Genomic DNA, 18,650 nt, shown 5'->3' on the forward strand with positions numbered 1-18,650 from the left:
ACAAGGACGTTCGTGAACGACTACTACGCCGAACTCGGCCTCTCCCGCGATGCCTCGAGCGAGGAGATCAAGCGCGCCTACCGCAAGATGGCGCGCAAGCTCCACCCGGACGTCAACCCGTCCGACGAGGCGGCGGATCAGTTCAAGCGCGTCGGTCAGGCCTACGCGGTGCTCGGCGACCCCGAGAAGAAGGCCTCCTACGACCAGGGAGTCGACCCGTACGCGCCCGGCGGCGGTGCGGGTGCCGGCTTCGGCGGCGCCGGTTTCAGCTTCAGCGACATCATGGACGCGTTCTTCACCGGTGGCGCAGCGGGCGCCTCGGGTGGCCCGCGCAGCCGCGTACAACACGGCCAGGACGCCCTCCTGCCGCTCGACATCGAGCTGTCCGACGCCGTCTTCGGCGGCGAGGTCGACCTGACGTTCGACACCGCCGTCGTCTGCACGACGTGCCACGGCGAGGGCTCGCGCCCCGGCACCGGTAAGCACACGTGTGACGTGTGTGGTGGGGCAGGCCAGACCCAGCAGGTGCAGCGCAGCTTCCTCGGCCAGGTGCTCACCTCGCGTCCGTGCACGGCGTGCGACGGCTACGGCGACATCATCGACAGCCCCTGCTTCGAGTGCGACGGCAACGGCCGCAAGCGCGACACTCGCACCATCAGCATCAAGGTGCCCGCGGGCGTCGACACCGGCACGCGCATCCAGCTGCGCGGCGAGGGCGAGGTCGGCCACGGCGGCGGCCCCGCCGGCGACCTCTACGTCGAGGTGCGCGTCGCGAAGCACCCCATGTTCCAGCGTCAGGGTGACGACCTGCACTGCTCGCTCGAACTGCCGATGTCGGCCGCGGCACTCGGCGCGTCCCTTCCGCTCGAGACGCTCGACGGCCCGCGCGACATCGACATCCAGGCCGGCACCCAGCCGGGCGACGTCGTCACGCTCAAGGGCCTCGGCGTCACGCGCCTGCGTACCGAGAGCCGCGGCGACCTGCTCGTGCACGCCAACGTGCGCACGCCGAGCAAGCTGACGAGCGAGCAGGCCGACCTGCTGCGTCAGTTCGCGGCGTCGCGCGGCGAGGAAACGCCTGCTCCCAAGTTCCAGCCCGTCAACCAGGGCCTGCTCGGCAAGCTGCGTCAGGCCTGGAAGGGCTGACGTGACCGCACATCTGTACTTCGTCGCGCCGGGCACGCTGCGTGAGCAAATGCGGCCCGAGGAGCCGGTCGTGCTCGGCGGTGACGAGGGACGCCACGCGGTCACCGTGAAGCGCATGGCCGTGGGGGAGGAGATCCTCCTCGCCGACGGCGAAGGGCTCCTGGCCCACTGCGTCGTCGCGTCCACGGCCAAGTCGGAACTGACGGCGCTCGTGCAGACGGTTGAGCGCGAGGAGCGCCCGGCCGTCACGTTCACCCTCGTCCAGGCACTCGCCAAGGGCGACCGCGATCTCCAGGCGCTCGAAGCCGCCACCGAGCTAGGTGTCGACCGCGTCGTGCCCTGGCAGGCTGAGCGCTCGATCGTGCAGTGGAAGGGCGAGCGGGCCGCCAAGGCGCACCGTAAATGGGTGGCGCAGGCCGAGGCCGCCACGAAACAATCGCGTCAGGCCACGCCGCCCGTCGTTGACGAGCTCGCGGCGAAGCAGGCCGTTGTCCGCCTCGTCGAGGAATCGGCCCTCACACTCGTCCTTCACGAGGACGCCGAGGTCGGACTGAGCGACGTGACGTTGCCCGACGCGGGCGATGTCGTGCTCGTCGTCGGCCCCGAGGGCGGCATCACGCCCGGCGAACTCGACGCGTTCGCCGCTGCGGGCGCCACGAGCGTCCGGATGGGTCGCACGGTGCTGCGCTCGTCGTCGGCCGGCCCCGCGGCACTGGCCGCGCTCTTCGCGCGCTCGCGCTGGAGCTGACGCGCCCTAGACTGGAGGCACGATGACAGACGTTCCCGCCACCCAGGCCACCCCCGAGACGTCCAGCCAGACCCGTATCGTCGTCCCGCCGGACGTGTCGATGGTTCAGCTGCTCGGGCCCACCGACCAGCTCCTTCGCACGATCGAGCGCGCCTTCCCGCGCCTCTTCGTCTTCGCGCGGGGCAACGAGCTGACGATCGACGGCCCGGCCGAGGACGCGGCCATCGTCGAGACCCTCGTCGGTGAGTTGCTCACGATGATCGACGCGGGGCACGCGGTGAACCGCGACAACGTCGAGCGTTCCATCGCCATGCTGCGCAGCAAGAACGCGCAGCGCCCCGCCGACGTGCTCACGACGAACATCATCTCCAGCCGTGGCCGGACGATTCGTCCCAAGACGCTGGGCCAGAAGGAGTACGTCGACGCGATCGACAAGAACACGATCGTCTTCGGCATCGGCCCCGCCGGTACGGGCAAGACGTACCTCGCCATGGCAAAGGCCGTGGCGGCGCTGCAGAGCAAGCAGGTCAACCGCATCATCCTGACGCGCCCCGCCGTCGAGGCCGGCGAGCGACTCGGTTTCCTGCCGGGCACACTCAACGACAAGATCGACCCGTACCTGCGCCCCCTCTACGACGCGCTGCACGACATGATCGATCCCGACTCGATCCCCAAGCTCATGGCCGCCGGCACCATCGAGGTGGCGCCGCTCGCGTACATGCGTGGACGCACGCTCAACGACTCGTTCATCATTCTCGACGAGGCCCAGAACACGAGCAGCGAGCAGATGCGCATGTTCCTCACGCGACTCGGCTTCGGTTCGAAGATCGTCGTCACCGGTGACGTCACGCAGGTCGACCTTCCGGGTGGCACGACGTCCGGCCTGCGCGTCATCGAGGACGTGCTCACGGGTGTGGGCGACGTGCACTTCGCACACCTGAGCAGCGGCGACGTCGTGCGTCACCGCCTCGTGTCCGACATCGTCGACGCCTACGGTCGCTACGACGCCGCTGCCGAGCGTCGTAAGGCGCAGGCCAAGAAGCGCCGCGAGGCACGTGCGAACGACGAGCAGGGAGAACGCGAGTGACGATCGACCTCGCCAACGAGACCGACGTCGCCGTCGATCTCGACGAGATTCACGACTGCGCCCGCTACGCGATGGACGCGATGTTCGTCCACCCCAACGTGGAGCTGTCGATCCGCATCATCGACGAGGCGGCCATGGAGACCCTCCACGTGCAGTGGATGGATCTCGAGGGCCCCACCGACGTCATGAGCTTCCCCATGGACGAGCTGACACCCGGTCGTGAGGGCGCGCTGAGTGACGAGGGCATGCTCGGCGACATCGTTCTGTGCCCGACGGTGGCCGCCGCCCAGGCGTCCGCGGCAGGGCACGACGCGATGGAGGAGTTGCTCCTTCTCACCGTTCACGGCGTGCTGCACCTGCTCGGCTACGACCACGCCGAGGCCGAGGAGCGCCTCGAGATGTTCGAACTGCAGCGCACGATCCTGCTCACCTACCTCGCGAGCCGTGGCCGCAGCGTCGAGGCGGGCACGATCCGCATCGCGCCGCCGAGCGGCCGCGAGTAGTCAGGGAGTGGAACGCACGTGACGATCGTGCTGATCGCCGCGCTCGTCAGCGTGGTTCTGGGCTTCGGGTTCGCCCTCGTGGAATCCGCCGTCAGCCGCATGACGCGCCTGCGCGTCGCGTCGCTCGCCGAGGACGGCCACGCCGCCGCGCCGGCGCTCGGAGCCGTCGTCGAACGACACAGCACCGCGCTCATGGTGCTCACCTTCATGCGCGTCGGTGCCGAGATGACGGCGGCCGTGCTCGTCACCGTCGCGGCCACCCGCATCTTCGACGACTTCTGGCCCGCGCTCATCACGGCGGTGGCCGTCATGGCGGTCGTCTCGTTCGTGCTCGTCGGCGTCTCGCCGCGCACGCTCGGCCACCAGCACGCCGACGCCGTGGCGCTCGCCGCGTCGCGTCCGCTGCTCGTCGCGCTCAAGGTCCTCTCGCCGTTGGCACGGATGCTCGTGGCGCTCGGCAACGCCGTCACCCCGGGCGAGGGCTACCGCGAGGGCCCGTTCGACTCCGAGGCCGAATTGCGCGAGTTCGTCGACCTGGCCGAGGATTCCGACCTCATCGAGGCCGACGAGCGGCGCATGATCCACTCGGTCTTCGAACTCGGCGACACCATCGTGCGCGAGGTCATGGTGCCGCGCACCGACATGATCGTCATCGACGGCCACAAGAGCCTGCGCCAGGCGATGAACCTCTTCGTGCGTTCCGGCTTCTCCCGCGTGCCCGTCGTCGGCGAGAACACCGACGACATCGTCGGCCTGCTCTACTTCAAGGACGTCGTGCGTCGTCACCTCACGGGTGAGGCCGAGGAGATCCGCATCAGCGAGGTCATGCGCGACATGGCGTTCGTGCCCGAGTCGAAGCCGGTCGACGCCCTGCTCAAGGAGATGCAGCGCGACCGCGTCCACTTCGCCATCGTCGTCGACGAGTACGGCGGCACCGCGGGCCTCGTGACGATGGAGGACATCGTCGAGGAGATCGTCGGCGAGATTGACGACGAGTACGACCGCGTCACGCCGGGCGTCGAGGATCTCGGTGACGGACGCACCCGCGTGCCCGCGCGCATGTCCATCGACGACCTGGGCGAGCTGTTCGGCGTCACGATCGAAGAGGACGACATCGACACCGTGGGCGGCCTGCTCGCCAAGATCGACGGACGGATGCCACTGCCCGGCGCCACCGGTGAGATTGCGGGTCTGCGCCTCACGGCTGAGAAGATGGCCGGACGACGCCACCAGCTGGCCACCCTCGTGGTCGAGCGCGTCGGAGACGAAGATCCCGCCGAGCGCGGGGATGAACACGCCGCCAACAGCGGCGCGGAGGAGATGGTGTGATGAACACTGACGAGAGCACGTACCGGGCAGGGTTCGCCTGCCTCGTGGGCCGGCCCAACGCCGGCAAGTCGACGCTGACGAACGCCCTCGTGGGCGAGAAGGTCGCCATCACGTCGAGCAAGCCGCAGACGACGCGTCACACGATCCGCGGCATTCTCACGCAGGACGACGGGCAGATCGTCCTCGTCGACACCCCCGGGCTGCACAAGCCCCGCACGCTCCTCGGGGAGCGACTCAACGACGTCGTGCGCGAGACGCTGCTGGACGTCGACGTCATCGGTTTCTGCCTGCCCGCCGATCAGAAGGTCGGCCCGGGCGACCAGTACATCGCGAAGGACCTCGCCGAGCTGCAGCGCGTGCGCCGCAAGCCGGTCGTCGCCATCGTGACGAAGACCGACAAGGTCGATCGTGAACGCCTCGCCGAGCACCTCATCGAGGTCGACCGACTGGGGGAGTGGGCGGAGATCGTGCCGTGCTCCGCCGTCTCCGGGCGTCAGGTCGAGGACGTCGCGAAGGTGCTCACGAGCTACCTGCCGCCGTCGCCGAAGCTGTATCCGGAGGACGTGCTCACCGACGAGCCGCAGATCGTCATGATCGCCGAACTCATCCGCGAGGCCGCGCTCGAGGGTGTGCGCGACGAACTGCCGCACTCGCTCGCCGTCGTCGTCGAGGAGATGGTGCCGCGCGAGGGGCGCCCCGAGGACAAGCCGCTCATGGACGTGCGCGTCAACGTGTTCGTCGAGCGCTCGAGCCAGAAGGCGATCATCATCGGGCGCGGTGGTTCGCGGCTGCGCGAGGTGGGCACGACGGCGCGTGAGGGCATCGAGAAGCTCCTCGGCCAGAAGGTCTACCTCGACCTGCACGTCAAGGTCGCGAAGGACTGGCAGCGCGACCCCAAGCAGCTGGGCAAGCTGGGATTCAATTTCTGAGGGTGTGAACGACACGATGGCTGGCAACATGAAGGATCACGAGGCGTGGGCCGAATTCGGTGACACGCTGCGTCTGCCGATCGATCCGGCGACGGACTACGTCGGCGGAATCCCGTGGGAGGCAGCAGGCTTCAAGCCGGACCTGCCGCTCGTCGACATCGGCCCGGGATCGGGCCTGACGACGCTGGCCCTCGCCGAGCAGTTCCCCGACTCCGAGCTCATCGCCGTCGAGCCCGACGCCTGGATGCGCTCGATGCTCATGATGCGTGTGGCCGAGCGCCCCGAACTGCGTGAGCGCACGACCGTCGTGCCGAACTCGATCCTCGACGCGTGGATGCCCGAGCAGATCGGCGGTGCGCTGCTGTTCAACGTCATCTACTTCCTCGGCGGACGGGCCCGTCAGGCGTTCTGGGACCGCATGGCCCAGGTGCTGCCGGAGGGCGCCCCGATCCTCATGAGCCGCGCGTACGGCGTCGTCGAGACCGGTGAGGAGATGGTGAAGTCGGCCAGCGCCACGATGGGCCGCAACACCTACGAGCGCTGGCGTCAGACCGTGCCGGTCAAGGACGGGCGCGTCGAGATCACGAACACCTACCGCACCGTGCGTGACGGCGAGATCGTGCGCGAGGTGACGACGCGCATCGTGCCGTTCTCGCTCGACGAGGAACTCGTCGTCTCCGAGGTGCCGATCGGCAAGTACTCCATCGAGGAGATCGACGAGAAGTACCTCGCCATTCGGCGCGCGAGCGACATCCGGCGCTGAGGGCGCGCTCAAGGGTGAGGCTCACAGGCGAGCAATGCGTGGCGACGTCCGCGTGCTGGGACGCTCGTCTCGAACGGTGGCGCTGTGCGCCGCGTCACGCCTACGGTGAGGGCGTGCGCTTTTCGCAGGGAGTGAGCCTCCTTCTTCGATGCCGCGGTGGGGCCAGTTAGTCGGCCATCCTCACCGCGGAGTTGAATGGTGCTCGGCCGGCACCCGCAACGAAACGCAGTGAGGCGAAAACCCAAATGCACGCACAGCAGCCGACGACGATGCCGATCGGCAAGTACGTCCCCTTCCACGAGCAGATCAAGGTCGACCTGCCCGATCGCACGTGGCCCGACAAGGTCATCGACAAGGCCCCGCGCTGGTGCGCGGTCGACCTGCGTGACGGCAACCAGGCGCTCATCGATCCGATGAACTCCGAGCGCAAGATGCGCATGTTCAAGCTGCTCGTCGACATGGGCTACAAGGACATCGAGGTCGGTTTCCCCTCGGCGTCCGACACCGACTTCAACTTCGTGCGTGAACTGATCGACGGCGGGCACATCCCGGACGACGTGACGATCCAGGTGCTGACGCAGTGCCGCGACCACCTCATCGAGAAGACGTTCGACGCCATCAAGGGTGCTCCGCAGGCGATCGTGCACTTCTACAACTCGACGTCGGTGCTGCAGCGCCGCGTCGTGTTCAACCTCGACCAGGACGGCATCGTCGACATCGCGCTGCAGGGCGCGCGCCTGTGCAAGAAGCTCGAGGAGACGATCCCCGAGACGAAGGTGTACTACGAGTACTCACCGGAGTCCTACACGGGCACCGAGCTGGAGTTCGCGGCGCGCATCTGCAACGAGGTCATCGACGTCATCGACCCGACGCCGGACCACAAGATGATCATCAACCTGCCGGCGACGGTGGAGATGGCGACGCCGAACGTCTACGCCGACTCGATCGAGTGGATGTCGCGCAACCTCAACCGTCGTGAGTCTGTCATCCTGTCGCTGCACCCACACAACGACCGCGGCGAGGGCGTCGCGGCGGCCGAGCTGGGTTACATGGCCGGCGCCGACCGCATCGAGGGCTGCCTGTTCGGCAACGGTGAGCGCACCGGAAACGTGTGCCTCGTGACGCTGGGCCTCAACCTGTTCGGCCAGGGCGTCGACCCCCAGATCGACTTCTCCGACATCCAGACGATCCGTTCGACGGTGGAGTACTGCAACCAGATGCCCGTGCCCGAGCGCCACCCCTATGGCGGTGACCTCGTCTTCACGGCCTTCTCCGGCTCGCACCAGGACGCCATCAAGAAGGGCTTCGACGACATGGATCGTCAGTCCAAGGAGACGGGCAAGCCGATCAACGAGCTCGTCTGGGGCGTGCCGTACCTGCCGGTCGACCCGCACGACGTGGGCCGCTCGTACGAGGCGGTCGTGCGCGTCAACAGCCAGTCGGGCAAGGGCGGCGTCGCGTACCTGCTCAAGAGCGAGCACAACCTCGACCTGCCGCGTCGTCTGCAGATCGAGTTCGCGGGCGTCGTCCAGAAGTGGACGGACTCCGCGGGTGGCGAGGTGACGCCGCAGTGGCTGTGGGAGACGTTCTCCGACGAGTACCTGCCGGGTACGGGCACGGGTGACTCCGCGTGGGGCCGCTTCTCGCCGGTCGGTCACTCGCTCGAGTCGACGGACGACGGCCAGGACCACATCGTCGCGCGCCTCACGGACGCGGGGGAGCCGCTCACGATCACGGGTACCGGTAACGGCCCGATCGACGCGTTCTTCGACGCGCTGAGCAGCATCGACGTCGACGTGCGCCTGCTCGACTACTCGGAGCACACGTTGAGCTCGGGCGAGGCCTCGCGCGCTGCGGCGTACGTCGAGGTGGCCATCGGCGACCGCGTGCTGTGGGGCGTCGGCATCCACGAGTCGACGGTCAAGGCCTCGCTCATGGCGATCCTGTCGGCGGTCAACCGCGCGGAGCGTGACGCTGCGAAGGTGAACGCCTGAGCGGTCGTGTGATCGCGCAAGTGCGCATCAGCGCACGATTGACGGCATAATCATGTGGGCGGGTGGAACCCAGTAACCGGGGAAGGTACTGGGCTCCACCCGCTTCGTCATGTCTGTCGGCGGCCCGTCGTGTGTCGCAGGAGACCGGCGCTGGGCGGGGGAGCCTGCCGTGAGGCCGGGGGCCGGTTCGAGATCAGGGACGACGTTCGCGCGTCTGCAGTTCGGTGGCAACACGCAGGAGTTCGCGCAGGGCGTCGAGGTAGTCGTTGAGGGCGTCCCAGGGGTAGTCCTCGCCGGTGACGGCCAGGTTGGGGGCGTCCTCGTCGTCACGATCGGTGCTCCAGGCGCCGCGGTAGTACGCGTCGAACTCGCTGAAGCGGGCGTCCATCGTGCGCAGCTCGCTCGTGAACCGGGCGATGCGCGCGGTGTCGTGCTCGACGGCGTCGAGGGTGCTCTGATCGCGACCAGTCTTCAGAGGCTCACTCGCTGAAGTGTTCGTTGCGTCGGTGCTCACGCGTCACGCTCCTGGGTGTGCAGGTCGGCGGCGGTGCGCACGAGGTGACGCAGCGCGTTGCTGCGGGCCGTCGCGATGTCCCACGGGTAGTCGTCGCTGATGACGGGCATCGAGACCGCGCCCGGGTCGTCCGGGTTCTCGCTCCACGTCTCGTGGTGGGCGGCGTCGACGGCGTCGAAGCGCTCGCCCATGGCGGGCAGGTCGCGCGTGAGCGCGCGGATGGCCTCGGTGTCGGCGATGACGGCGTCCATGAGCTCCTGGCCCCGGATCAGTCTCTGTGCAGCGTCCATGCGTGGACTCTATGCGGCGACGCTGGACGTTCGCCCAGCACGAGTGCCTTCAGCGGACGTTGTACGGCCGGAACTGGATGCTGATGCGTGGGCCGACGGGCTTCGTCGTCTTCGGCACCGCGTGTTCCCAGGTCCGTTGGCAACTGCCGCCCATGACGAGCAGGTCGCCGTGCCCGATCTGGAAGCGCAGGCTGTTGCCGCCTCCGACCGGACGCAGCGCGAGCGTGCGCGGTGAGCCGATCGAGACGATGGCGATCATCGTGTCCTGCGTGCTCGAGCGGCCCTCCTTGTCACCGTGCCAGGCGACAGAGTCTCGGCCGTCGCGGTACAGGCACATTCCCGCCGTGGTGAAGGGCTCACCGAGTTCCGGGAAGTAGTGACGGCTCAGAGCATCCTGTGCTTCACGCATCACCGGATCGGGCCACGTCTCGTCGCCGCGATAGAAGCGCAGGAGGCGTGGCGTGTCCACTTCCTTCTCCCACATGACGCGACGTTCACCCTGCCAGTCGACTCCGGCGCTACCGCCGAGATTGAGGCGCGTGAACAGTTCGTCAGCGCCGGTGATGAAGCCCGGGCGCAGATCGACCCACGCACCACGCGACAACTCGGTGCGACGTACGGCGCCGGCGAGCGGGCGGACGCCGACCTCGTCGACCTGGTCGAGCAGTGAACCCTGCAAACCTCCGAACATGCGTTCGATTATGGCATGGGAGAGCTGCGACGGAGGTCAGCTGGTGAGGTTTGCTGCGGTTGGTGACGTTGCAACGTCACCAACCGCAGCAAACCTCACCAGCTGGAGCGCTGAACGCCGAGCGTCTTCAACACGTCCGAGCGTCCCTGGATCAACCCCGAGCACGCTCCCGACGAAGCCTCCGCCGATCACCTGCGCGAGGTCGTGGGGCGCTGCCCTTCCGGGGCTCTGCACATCGAGGAGCACTGAGCGCGCACCTGGTGGTCGGCAGGTGGTGACGGTTGGGGTAGATGGTGACGGACAACCGTCACCACCTGCCCCAACTGCCACCAAGAAGCGGAACCCCAACCCGGCAACGGCGCGCCCACGCGCCCCGTGTTGACGCCCGCGAGACAATGGAGTCATGGCCCTCTACCGCGACGCAGCGATCGTGCTGCGTACCCACAAGCTGGGGGAGGCCGATCGCATCATCACGATGCTCACCCGCAACCACGGCAAGAAGCGTGCCGTCGCGAAGGGCGTGCGTAAGACGAAGTCGAAGTTCGGGGCGCGCCTCGAACCGGGCATGGTCATCGACGTGCAGATGTACGAGGGGCGCAACCTCGACACCGTGACCCAGGTCGACATCCTCGCTCCGTACGGCGACGCCATCTCCAAGGACTACTCGGCCTATACCGCCTGCGCCGCCATGCTCGAGACGGCCGACCGGCTCTGTGAGGATTCCGACCGCGTCCTCGCCCACTTCAACCTCCTCGCGGGAGCCCTGGCGGCCCTTGCGCAGAACGAGATTCCGGCCTACCTCGTGCTCGACGCCTACCTCGTGCGCGCCGTCGCCACGGCCGGCTGGACGCCGAGCTTCCGCGACTGCGCCGGCTGCGGCGACCCGGGTCCGCACCGCTCGTTCAACGTCGCGTCCGGGGGAGCGGTGTGTCCGCAGTGCCGGCCACCGGGTTCAAGCGCGCCCGCGCCGGAGACCTTCGTCCTCATGGACGCCCTCATGCGAGGCGACTGGATCGGCGTCGCCGCCACCGATGATCGCGTGCGCCGCCAGTCGAGTGCCCTCATCGCCTCGTACGTACAGTGGCACCTTGAACACGGCGTACGCTCGCTGCGCCACGTCGACCGCGGAGACCACGAGATCGCCGCGGCACCCGCTCGTCCGGCTGCTCCCGCGACCGCCTCGGAAGGACACCATTCGTGACGCCGATCAAGCCCGAACCGCACCCGAGTGGAGCAACGCCCCCGACGATCCGGGCCGAGCTGATTCCTCAGCACATCGCCATGGTGATGGACGGCAACGGCCGCTGGGCGAACGAGCGAGGCCTGCCGCGCACCAAGGGCCACGAGGCGGGCGAGGCGATGCTCATCGACGTCGTCGCCGGCTGCATCGACATCGGCGTCAAGAACATCTCCGCCTACGCCTTCTCGACGGAGAACTGGCGCCGCTCGCCCGAGGAAGTGCGCTTTCTCATGGGCTTCAACCGCGACACGATCCGTCGCCGCGTCGACCTGCTCGACTCGTGGGGCGTGCGCGTCATCTGGAGCGGCCGCAAGCCTCGCCTGTGGCGCTCTGTCGTGCGCGAACTCGAGCGCGCTGAGGAGCGCACGAAGAACAACACCGTCTGCACCCTGCAGATGTGCGTCAACTACGGCGGTCGTGCCGAACTCGTCGACGCCACTCGCGCCATGGCCGAGGACGTCGCCGCCGGTCGTCTGTCGCCGAAGAAGATCACCGAGAAGACGATCCAGAGCTACCTCTACGCGCCCGAGCTTCCGGACGTCGACCTCTTCGTGCGCAGCTCCGGCGAGCAGCGCACGAGCAACTTCCAGCTCTGGCAGAGCACCTACGCGGAGATGGTCTTCCTCGACACCCTGTGGCCCGACTTCGACCGCCGGATGCTCTGGGAAGCCGTCGACACCTACGCCCGCCGCGACCGTCGCTACGGCGGCGCCGTCGACGCGGTGACTGCGGCTGAGAGCCAAGCGGCCGCGGCGCCGGCGGCCAAGCCGAAGGCCGGCTACGACCCGCAGCTCATGGCCGACCCCGACGCCCCTGACGGTGGCATCTACGACGACGACGGCCTCATCGACTGACGAGCGCGCGCCGACGAGGCGCAGGCTGTGCGATGTCAGAGCGAGACGTGCGTCTTCCGCGTCGAGCACTGCGCGCACAATCCGAAGATCTCGATCTGGTGTGTCGCCTCGGTGAAGCCGTGGTGCGCGGCCACCGAATCGGCCCACTGCTCGACGGTCGGGCCCTCCACCTCGACCGTGTGTCCGCAGTTACGGCACACGAGGTGGTGGTGATGCTTCGACGTCGCGCAGCTGCGGTAGATCGCCTCGCCGTCATCGGTACGCAGCACGTCAACGGTGCCGTCGCCCGCGAGGTTCTGCAGCGTGCGGTAGACGGTGGCGAGGCCGACCGTCTCGCCGGAAGCACGCAGCTGTGCGTGCAACTCCTGCGCTGAGGTGAAGTCGTCAAGTTCGTCGAGCTTGGCGCTGACGGCGGCCTGCTGGCGGGTGGGCTTACGCGTCGACATCGTGCCTCCTCGGGCTCGGCGCAGCATCGGCGGGCGCGTGAGCGTCCCAGTGGTCCTTGTGCGGTGCGTGGTACTCGCCGTCGTGAAGGTAGTCGACGTGGTCGCCGTGGCGCACCGTCGGGTGACCGCAACCCTCTCGGTGCTCGTGCGCGTGATGCGTGACCCGACGCGCATGCCGCGCCCGAGTGGAACGCACGACGGCGCTCGCGAAGGACGCGGCCAGGAAGATGCCGACGGCCACGAGCACGACCGTTCCGCCGGGCGGGGTGTCGAGGTAGTAGGCCGACACGACGCCGCTGAGGCCGCTGAGGCATCCGATGATCACGGCGATCGCCGTCGTCAGGCGGAAGCTGCGGGCGAGGATCTGGCCGGTCGCGTTCGGCAGGATCATCAGCGCCGAGATGAGCAGCAGGCCGATGACGCGCATCGAGAGCACCACCGTCACCGACGTGAGGATCGACAGCAGGAGGTTGAGCGGCACGACGGGGAGGCCGACCGCACGCGCGTACTCCTCGTCGTTCGCGACGGCGAAAAGGCGCTTGCGCAGCACCGTCGTGGCGCCGACGGCGACGAGCGCCAGGGCGCCGAACTGCCACAGCTGGTCGCTGGCCGTCGTGAGGATCGAACCGAAGAGGTACTGGTTGATCGACGTCTGACCCGCGTTGTCCGCGCGCGCCAGCAGCACGACGCCGGCCGCGATGCCGCCGTAGAACATGACGGCCAGCGCCACGTCGGCGTTCGTCGTGCCGCGCAGGCGAATGAACTCGATGGCGCACGCCGCCAGGACGGCGGCGATGAGGGCCGTCAGGATGGGTGACGTCGAGAAGAGCACACCGACGGCCACGCCCGCTAGGGCGACGTGGCCGATGCCGTCACCGATGAGCGACAGGCGGCGCTGGACGAGGAAGACGCCGACCGCCGGCGCCGCAGCGCCGACGAGCAGCGCCGCGACGAGCGCGTGACGCATCGCGTCGAGGGCGAACAGTTCAGCCACGTCGGCCTCCTTCGTGGCGTGGGGACGGATCGAGCGGTCCGACGGCGTAACTCGGGCCGGGCACGTGGTGCTCGGCGTCGTGGTGTGCGTCGTGAGCGCCGGGAACGTGCAGGTGGTCGTCGGAGATGGTGCGGGCGAACCGCTGCCCGTACTCGCCGGGCGTGCCGTCGAAGGAGATGTGCCCATGGGTCACCTCGACGACGCGGGTGATGACGCCGCGCAGCGCTTCGATCTCGTGGGTGACGATCACCATGGTGACACCGGTCGCGGCGAGGCTCTGGAGCACCTCGGCGAGCACCTCCTGGCTGGCCGTGTCGACGCCCGCCGTCGGCTCGTCCATGACGAGGACGTCCGGCTGTGCGGCGAGCGCTCGAGCGATGAGGACGCGACGGTGCTGACCGCCCGAGAGCGTGGAGACGTCGGCGAGCGCACGGTCGGCGAGGCCTACCTCGGAAAGGGCCTCGGCGACGAGACGACGATCCTCGGCGCTCGCGCGCTGGTACCAGCGTCGGTGCGGCAGCCGGCCGACTTCGACGATCTCCTCGACCGTCGCCCGAACGGACCCCGAGAGCGTGTGGCGCTGCGGCACGTAGCCGATGCGCGTGCGCTCCTTGAACTCGGCCGCGGGCGTGCCGAAGAGCTCCACCTCGCCGCTCACGTGGTCGTTGAGGCCGAGCACGCCGCGCATCAGCGTCGACTTACCGGAACCGTTCGGCCCGAGCACCGCGATGATCTCGCCGTGATTGATGTCGAGGTCGACGTCACTGACGACGGCCCGCCCCTCGTAGCCGAACGCGGCCGAGCGCAGCCGGATCACCGGCTCACTGTCGTCCTTCACTTGCACCCTTGCCCCTGCTTCAGCGTTGTGAGGTTGGACTTCATGACCTCGAAGTAGTTCTTGCCCTTGCTCGCGTCGGTCAGGCCTTCGAGCGGGTCGAGCACGGCGACCTTCGCGCCGGTCTGCTTGGCCACCGTTTCGGCGGTCTTCGGTGAGACGAGGGTCTCCGAGTAGATCGTCGTCGTGGCGTGCTTCTTCGCGAACGCGGCCACGGCCTTGAGGCGCTGCGGCGTGGGCTCGGCCTCGGGGGAGACGCCGCTGACGCCGACCTGCGTGAAACCGTACCGGCTCGCGAGGTAGCCGAACGCCGCGTGGCCCGTGACGAGGGTCTTGTTCGTGCAGTTCGCCAAGCCGCTCTTGAACTCGGTGTTCAGCGCGTCGAGGTCGGCCACCATCTTCTTCGTGTTCGCCTCGTACGTGGCCTTGCCCTCCGGATCGGCCTTGGCCAGGCGCGCACCGACGGTCTGAACGACGGCCTTGTAGCGCACCGGGTCGAGCCAGAAGTGCGGGTCCGTGTCCCCGCTGTGGTCGTGCCCGTCGCCCTCGCTGTGCTCGTGGGCCTCGCCGCCGACACTCTCGGTCGACGACAGCTTGAGCGTCATGTCCGCATCGGGTGCGACGTCGAGCGTCTTGTCCTTCTTCGCGTTCGAGGAGACGGCCGCGTCGACGCTCGGCTGGAACCCCTTGAGGTAGACCGCGAGGTCGGCGTCGGCCAGCGAGGCGATCTGTTTGGGCGAGGGGTCGATGTCGTGCGGCTCCTGCCCGGGCTTCGTCAGCGAGGAGACCTCCACACGGTCGCCGCCGATGCGCTCGAGCGCGTACTGCAGGGCGTAGAAGCTCGCGACCGTCTCGACCTTGTCGCCCGAACCCGAATTCGACGATCCCGAACCACAGGCCGTGAGGGCCGTGGTGGCGACGAGGGCGGATGCGGCGAGGCTGAGGCGTGAGGTGCGAAGCATGACAACCATTCTCACCTCAAGTGAGAATCATTGTCAAAATCGCTCACTTGGGAACGGCGAGGACGACGGTGACGGCCACCGTCAGACACAGGACGGCGGCGCGCGCCAGTCGGTCGACGGGGCGCAGTTGGTTCCACGACAGGTAGAGCAGCCAGCCCAGCACGAGCGAGACGAGGCCGAAGCAGATCGCGCCGATGACGCCCCGGAAGACGATGCCGATCACCATGACGACGACGAACGCCGTGACGACGGCGCCCTGGGGGAGGCGGGCCATCGCGCCGACGGCGGGGTCGGACGCGTGCATCACCTTCGCGCGCGTCGTGCTGACGGAGACTTCGGGGCGCTGGTCGTTCGTGGACTCGTTCTCGGGCACCGAACAAGCGTAGTGGACGCCCGCGCTCGCGCTTTCGGGGCACTCGCTGCGAGGTGGGAGAATGGGACGCGATGACTGTTCTCGACCGCCCCGCCACGCCCGTTCTCGCGCCCCTGCAGATCGGGCGCCACACGATCGACTCCCCGGTTGTGCTCGCGCCGATGGCGGGCATCACGAACCGGGCCTTCCGACGCCTGTGTCGTCAGTACGGCACCGAGGGCGCCGTGGCCGGTGGGGCGAGCGGTGCGACGTCGCTCTACGTCAGCGAGATGATCACCTCGCGCGCCCTCGTCGAGCGCACCCCCATCACGATGAAGCTCATCGAAACCGACCCGGACGAGAACCCTCGCTCGATCCAGCTGTACTGCACCGATCCGGTCAACGCCGGACGCGCGGCCCGCATCCTCGCGAGCGAGGGACGCGCCGACCACATCGACCTCAACTTCGGCTGCCCGGTACCCAAGGTGACGCGCAAGGGCGGCGGCTCGGCCCTGCCGTGGAAGACGGAGCTGTTCCGCGGCATCGTCAGCTCGGTCATCCGTGAAGCGGCGCCGTATGACATTCCCGTCACCGTCAAGATGCGCAAGGGCATCGACGCCGACCACCTGACCTTCCTCGAGGCCGGCCGCATCGCCGAGGGCGAGGGCGCGGCCGCCGTCGCGCTCCACGCGCGCACCGCGTCGCAGGCCTATTCGGGTCACGCCGACTGGAGCGCCATCCGCGACCTCAAGCAGACGGTGACGAGCATCCCCGTGCTCGGCAACGGCGACATCTGGTCCGCAGACGACGCGCTGCGCATGGTCACCGAGACCGGGTGCGACGGCGTCGTCGTCGGACGCGGCTGCCTCGGTCGTCCGTGGCTCTTCACCGAACTCGCTGCTGCCTTCGCCGGCTCCGACGCCCGCGTCGACCCCGGCCTCGGGGAGGTGTGCGCCACGCTGCGTCGTCACGCCGAGTACCTCGTCGAGTTCTACGACGACGAGGTCAAGGGCTGCCGCGACATTCGCAAGCACATCGCCTGGTACTTCAAGGGCTTCCCCGTCGGCTCGCAGCTTCGCCACCAGTTGGCGCTCGTCGATTCGCTCGCCTCGCTCGACGACCTCATCGCGAGCCTCGACCTCGACCAGCCGTGGCCCGGAGCCCCCGCAGAGGGGCCGCGCGGTCGCGCCGGAAGCGAGCGACGCGTCGTCCTGCCCGAGGGGTGGCTGGACACGCAGGACCTCACCGCGCAGCAGGCGGCGTGGGTCGCCGAGGCCGAGGCGGAGAACTCCGGCGGCTGAGCAACGCGTCACAGCGTGCACACCGAGTGGCCGCGGGTCGTGACCGCCGAGTATCGTCGTCGGGAGAGCCTGAATACGCGATGTGAAGGGGTATGTGGGTGAACAACGAGGGCGCGAAGAGCGCATCCGAGTCCGTGGACGTCGTTCTCGTCGGAGGCGGCATCGTCAGCGCGACGCTGGCGGCCATGATCCAGCGAGTCCACCCCGAGTGGAAACTGAGCGTCTACGAGCGTCTGGACGCCGTGGCGAAGGAGTCGTCGAACGGCTGGAACAACGCGGGCACCGGCCACGCGGCGCTGTGCGAGCTCAACTACACGCCTGAGATGCCCGACGGCAGCGTCGACATCACGAAGGCCATCGGCATCCACTCGCAGTTCATGACGACGAAGACCTTCTGGGGTTCGCTCGTGCGCGAGGGCGCTCTGCGTGAGCCGTCGACGTTCATCAACAACACGCCGCACATGTCGTTCGTCAAGGGCGACGCGAACCAGAAGTTCCTGCGTGAGCGTCACCGTCTTCTCTCGGCGCACCCGTTCTTCCACGACATGGAGCACTCGGAGGACTACGGCCAGATCGAGCAGTGGTCGCCGATGCTCATCGAGGGCCGCCCTGCTGGTGAGAAGATCGCCGCCACCTATGCCCCGAGCGGTACCGACGTCGACTTCGGTGCCGTGACGCGACAGCTCTTCACCGACTTCACGGCCCGCGGTGGTTCGCTGGAGCTCGAGCACGACGTCACCGACATCTCGCGCAACTCCGACGGCATGTGGAACGTCGCGGTCAAGAACCTGCGTGACGGTGCCGCCAAGACGGTGCGCACGAAGCTCGTGCTCGTCGGCGCCGGCGGCTACACGCTGAAGCTGCTGCGCAAGGCGGGCGTTCCCGAGGTCAAGGGTTACGGCTTGTTCCCGGTCTCCGGCACGTTCCTGTCAACGGAGAACACGGCGCTCACCTCGAAGCACAACACGAAGGTGTACGGCAAGGCCGCCGAGGGTGCTCCGCCCATGTCGATGCCGCACCTCGACGCCCGCATCATCGACGGCCAGCGCACCGCGCTGTTCGGCCCGTTCGCGGGCCTCGTGCCGAAGTTCCTCAAGGAGGGCTCGGTTCTCGACCTCTTCGCGTCGCTGCGCGGTGACAACCTCCTGCCGATCGCGACGGCCGGTCTCGACAACCTCGGCCTGACGAAGGTGCTGGCGCAGGACCTCATCGCCAACCAGGCCAAGCGCATCGAGGCGCTGCGTGACTTCGCCCCGACGGCCAAGAGCGAGGACTGGAAGCTCTTCGTCGCCGGTCAGCGCGCGCAGATCATCAAGCCCGCTTCGGGCACGAAGGGCACGCTCCAGTTCGGTACCGAGGTCATCAGCTCGGCGAACGGCTCGATCGCCGGCGTGCTCGGCGCCTCGCCGGGTGCGTCCACCGCAGTGCCGATCGCGCTCGACATCCTGCGCACGTCGTTCAAGGACGAGTGGAGCACGTGGGAGAACGAGCTGCGCTCGGTCATGCCGACGCTCGGCACCGACATGAAGGCCGAGCCGGAGAAGGCGCTCGAGCTCGAGGCCGAGGCCGACGTCACCCTGGGCCTGCCCAAGCGCGTCTGAGCCACACCGCACGCCGAACGGCCGTGGCCGCTCCCGATCAGTCGGGGAGCGGCCACGGCCGTTTCGTCGGT

20 protein-coding genes and 1 pseudogene are annotated in these 18,650 nt (G+C 68.3%); 13 read left to right on the forward strand and 8 right to left on the reverse strand.

The features are described 5' to 3' along the window. Window positions 1-12 precede the first annotated feature (12 nt). The 8 genes from dnaJ (at window position 13) to leuA (ending at window position 8,499) form a co-directional block, all read left to right on the forward strand. Window positions 13-1,146, forward strand: a complete 1,134-nt coding sequence (gene dnaJ / locus H7F30_RS09155) for a molecular chaperone DnaJ (protein ID WP_187034699.1) — start codon at window positions 13-15, stop codon at window positions 1,144-1,146. A gap of 1 nt (window position 1,147) precedes the next feature. Then, the gene (locus tag H7F30_RS09160) at window positions 1,148-1,894 is read left to right on the forward strand and encodes a 16S rRNA (uracil(1498)-N(3))-methyltransferase (protein ID WP_187034701.1); all 747 of its coding nucleotides are present in this window, start codon (window positions 1,148-1,150) and stop codon (window positions 1,892-1,894) included. Window positions 1,895-1,916: 22 nt separating this feature from the next. Next, complete coding sequence (locus H7F30_RS09165; protein ID WP_052947054.1) at window positions 1,917-2,981, forward strand: PhoH family protein; 1,065 nt, start codon at window positions 1,917-1,919, stop codon at window positions 2,979-2,981. Next, a complete protein-coding gene (ybeY, locus tag H7F30_RS09170) occupies window positions 2,978-3,484 on the forward strand; it encodes an rRNA maturation RNase YbeY (RefSeq protein ID WP_187034703.1) in 507 nt (168 codons plus the stop codon). Before H7F30_RS09165 ends, ybeY begins: the two co-directional genes overlap by 4 nt. A gap of 18 nt (window positions 3,485-3,502) precedes the next feature. Next, window positions 3,503-4,813 (forward strand): hemolysin family protein, encoded by a 1,311-nt coding sequence (locus tag H7F30_RS09175; RefSeq protein ID WP_187034705.1) that lies wholly within the window; start codon window positions 3,503-3,505, stop codon window positions 4,811-4,813. Continuing rightward, complete coding sequence (gene era, locus H7F30_RS09180; RefSeq protein ID WP_047312063.1) at window positions 4,813-5,742, forward strand: GTPase Era; 930 nt, start codon at window positions 4,813-4,815, stop codon at window positions 5,740-5,742. The genes H7F30_RS09175 and era overlap by 1 nt, the downstream gene beginning before the upstream one ends. Window positions 5,743-5,770: 28 nt before the next feature. Next, the gene (locus tag H7F30_RS09185; protein ID WP_187037959.1) at window positions 5,771-6,505 is read left to right on the forward strand and encodes a class I SAM-dependent methyltransferase; all 735 of its coding nucleotides are present in this window, start codon (window positions 5,771-5,773) and stop codon (window positions 6,503-6,505) included. Between the two features lie 245 nt (window positions 6,506-6,750). Next, on the forward strand, window positions 6,751-8,499 hold the full coding sequence (gene leuA, locus H7F30_RS09190; protein ID WP_129665344.1) for a 2-isopropylmalate synthase: 1,749 nt from the start codon (window positions 6,751-6,753) through the stop codon (window positions 8,497-8,499). A 193-nt stretch (window positions 8,500-8,692) separates the two neighbouring features. Here leuA and H7F30_RS09195 read toward each other — a convergent pair whose 3' ends face one another. From H7F30_RS09195 to H7F30_RS09205, 3 genes are read right to left on the reverse strand one after another with little or no spacing between them, the layout of a single operon-like run. Next, on the reverse strand, window positions 8,693-9,013 hold the full coding sequence (locus H7F30_RS09195) for a hypothetical protein (protein WP_187034707.1): 321 nt from the start codon (window positions 9,011-9,013) through the stop codon (window positions 8,693-8,695). Further along, on the reverse strand, window positions 9,010-9,303 hold the full coding sequence (locus H7F30_RS09200) for a hypothetical protein (protein ID WP_129665347.1): 294 nt from the start codon (window positions 9,301-9,303) through the stop codon (window positions 9,010-9,012). The genes H7F30_RS09195 and H7F30_RS09200 overlap by 4 nt, the downstream gene beginning before the upstream one ends. Window positions 9,304-9,352: 49 nt before the next feature. Continuing rightward, entirely contained in the window at window positions 9,353-9,994 is a 642-nt protein-coding gene (locus tag H7F30_RS09205; RefSeq protein ID WP_047312067.1) for an alpha-ketoglutarate-dependent dioxygenase AlkB, read from the reverse strand. A gap of 129 nt (window positions 9,995-10,123) precedes the next feature. Between H7F30_RS09205 and H7F30_RS15145 the strand changes: the two are divergent. The 3 genes and pseudogenes from H7F30_RS15145 to H7F30_RS09220 form a co-directional block, all read left to right on the forward strand. Beyond that, a pseudogene (locus H7F30_RS15145) lies at window positions 10,124-10,243 on the forward strand ((4Fe-4S)-binding protein); the annotation flags it as partial. 154 nt (window positions 10,244-10,397) lie between these two features. Next, the gene (gene recO / locus H7F30_RS09215) at window positions 10,398-11,195 is read left to right on the forward strand and encodes a DNA repair protein RecO (protein WP_129665351.1); all 798 of its coding nucleotides are present in this window, start codon (window positions 10,398-10,400) and stop codon (window positions 11,193-11,195) included. Next, window positions 11,192-12,088: an isoprenyl transferase gene (locus H7F30_RS09220; RefSeq protein ID WP_187034709.1), complete on the forward strand. Its 897-nt coding sequence runs from the start codon at window positions 11,192-11,194 to the stop codon at window positions 12,086-12,088. Before recO ends, H7F30_RS09220 begins: the two co-directional genes overlap by 4 nt. Before the next feature lie 35 nt (window positions 12,089-12,123). Here the strand turns inward: H7F30_RS09220 and H7F30_RS09225 are convergent, their stop codons facing one another. The 5 genes from H7F30_RS09225 to H7F30_RS09245 are packed head-to-tail and all read right to left on the reverse strand — an operon-like array spanning window position 12,124 to window position 15,698. Then, window positions 12,124-12,534: a Fur family transcriptional regulator gene (locus tag H7F30_RS09225; protein ID WP_118912642.1), complete on the reverse strand. Its 411-nt coding sequence runs from the start codon at window positions 12,532-12,534 to the stop codon at window positions 12,124-12,126. After that, window positions 12,521-13,528, reverse strand: coding sequence for a metal ABC transporter permease (locus tag H7F30_RS09230; protein WP_047312071.1), 1,008 nt, complete (start codon window positions 13,526-13,528; stop codon window positions 12,521-12,523). The genes H7F30_RS09225 and H7F30_RS09230 overlap by 14 nt, the downstream gene beginning before the upstream one ends. Further along, window positions 13,521-14,366 carry a metal ABC transporter ATP-binding protein gene (locus tag H7F30_RS09235; protein WP_129665359.1) on the reverse strand — a complete coding sequence of 282 codons (846 nt, stop codon included), beginning with the start codon at window positions 14,364-14,366 and terminating at the stop codon, window positions 13,521-13,523. The genes H7F30_RS09230 and H7F30_RS09235 overlap by 8 nt, the downstream gene beginning before the upstream one ends. Beyond that, on the reverse strand, window positions 14,363-15,325 hold the full coding sequence (locus H7F30_RS09240; protein ID WP_255464725.1) for a metal ABC transporter substrate-binding protein: 963 nt from the start codon (window positions 15,323-15,325) through the stop codon (window positions 14,363-14,365). The genes H7F30_RS09235 and H7F30_RS09240 overlap by 4 nt, the downstream gene beginning before the upstream one ends. A 43-nt stretch (window positions 15,326-15,368) precedes the next feature. Beyond that, window positions 15,369-15,698, reverse strand: a complete 330-nt coding sequence (locus tag H7F30_RS09245) for a DUF6703 family protein (RefSeq protein WP_047312074.1) — start codon at window positions 15,696-15,698, stop codon at window positions 15,369-15,371. Between the two features lie 71 nt (window positions 15,699-15,769). Here H7F30_RS09245 and dusB point away from each other — a divergent pair, with 71 nt between their 5' ends. Together dusB and mqo are read left to right on the forward strand one after the other, a co-directional pair. Further along, complete coding sequence (gene dusB, locus H7F30_RS09250) at window positions 15,770-16,978, forward strand: tRNA dihydrouridine synthase DusB (RefSeq protein ID WP_118912637.1); 1,209 nt, start codon at window positions 15,770-15,772, stop codon at window positions 16,976-16,978. A gap of 98 nt (window positions 16,979-17,076) precedes the next feature. Beyond that, a complete protein-coding gene (gene mqo / locus H7F30_RS09255) occupies window positions 17,077-18,579 on the forward strand; it encodes a malate dehydrogenase (quinone) (RefSeq protein ID WP_255464726.1) in 1,503 nt (500 codons plus the stop codon). Window positions 18,580-18,650 lie beyond the last annotated feature (71 nt).

The sequence above is a fragment of the Dermacoccus sp. PAMC28757 genome, assembly GCF_014302635.1.
Classification (GTDB): domain Bacteria; phylum Actinomycetota; class Actinomycetes; order Actinomycetales; family Dermatophilaceae; genus Dermacoccus; species Dermacoccus abyssi.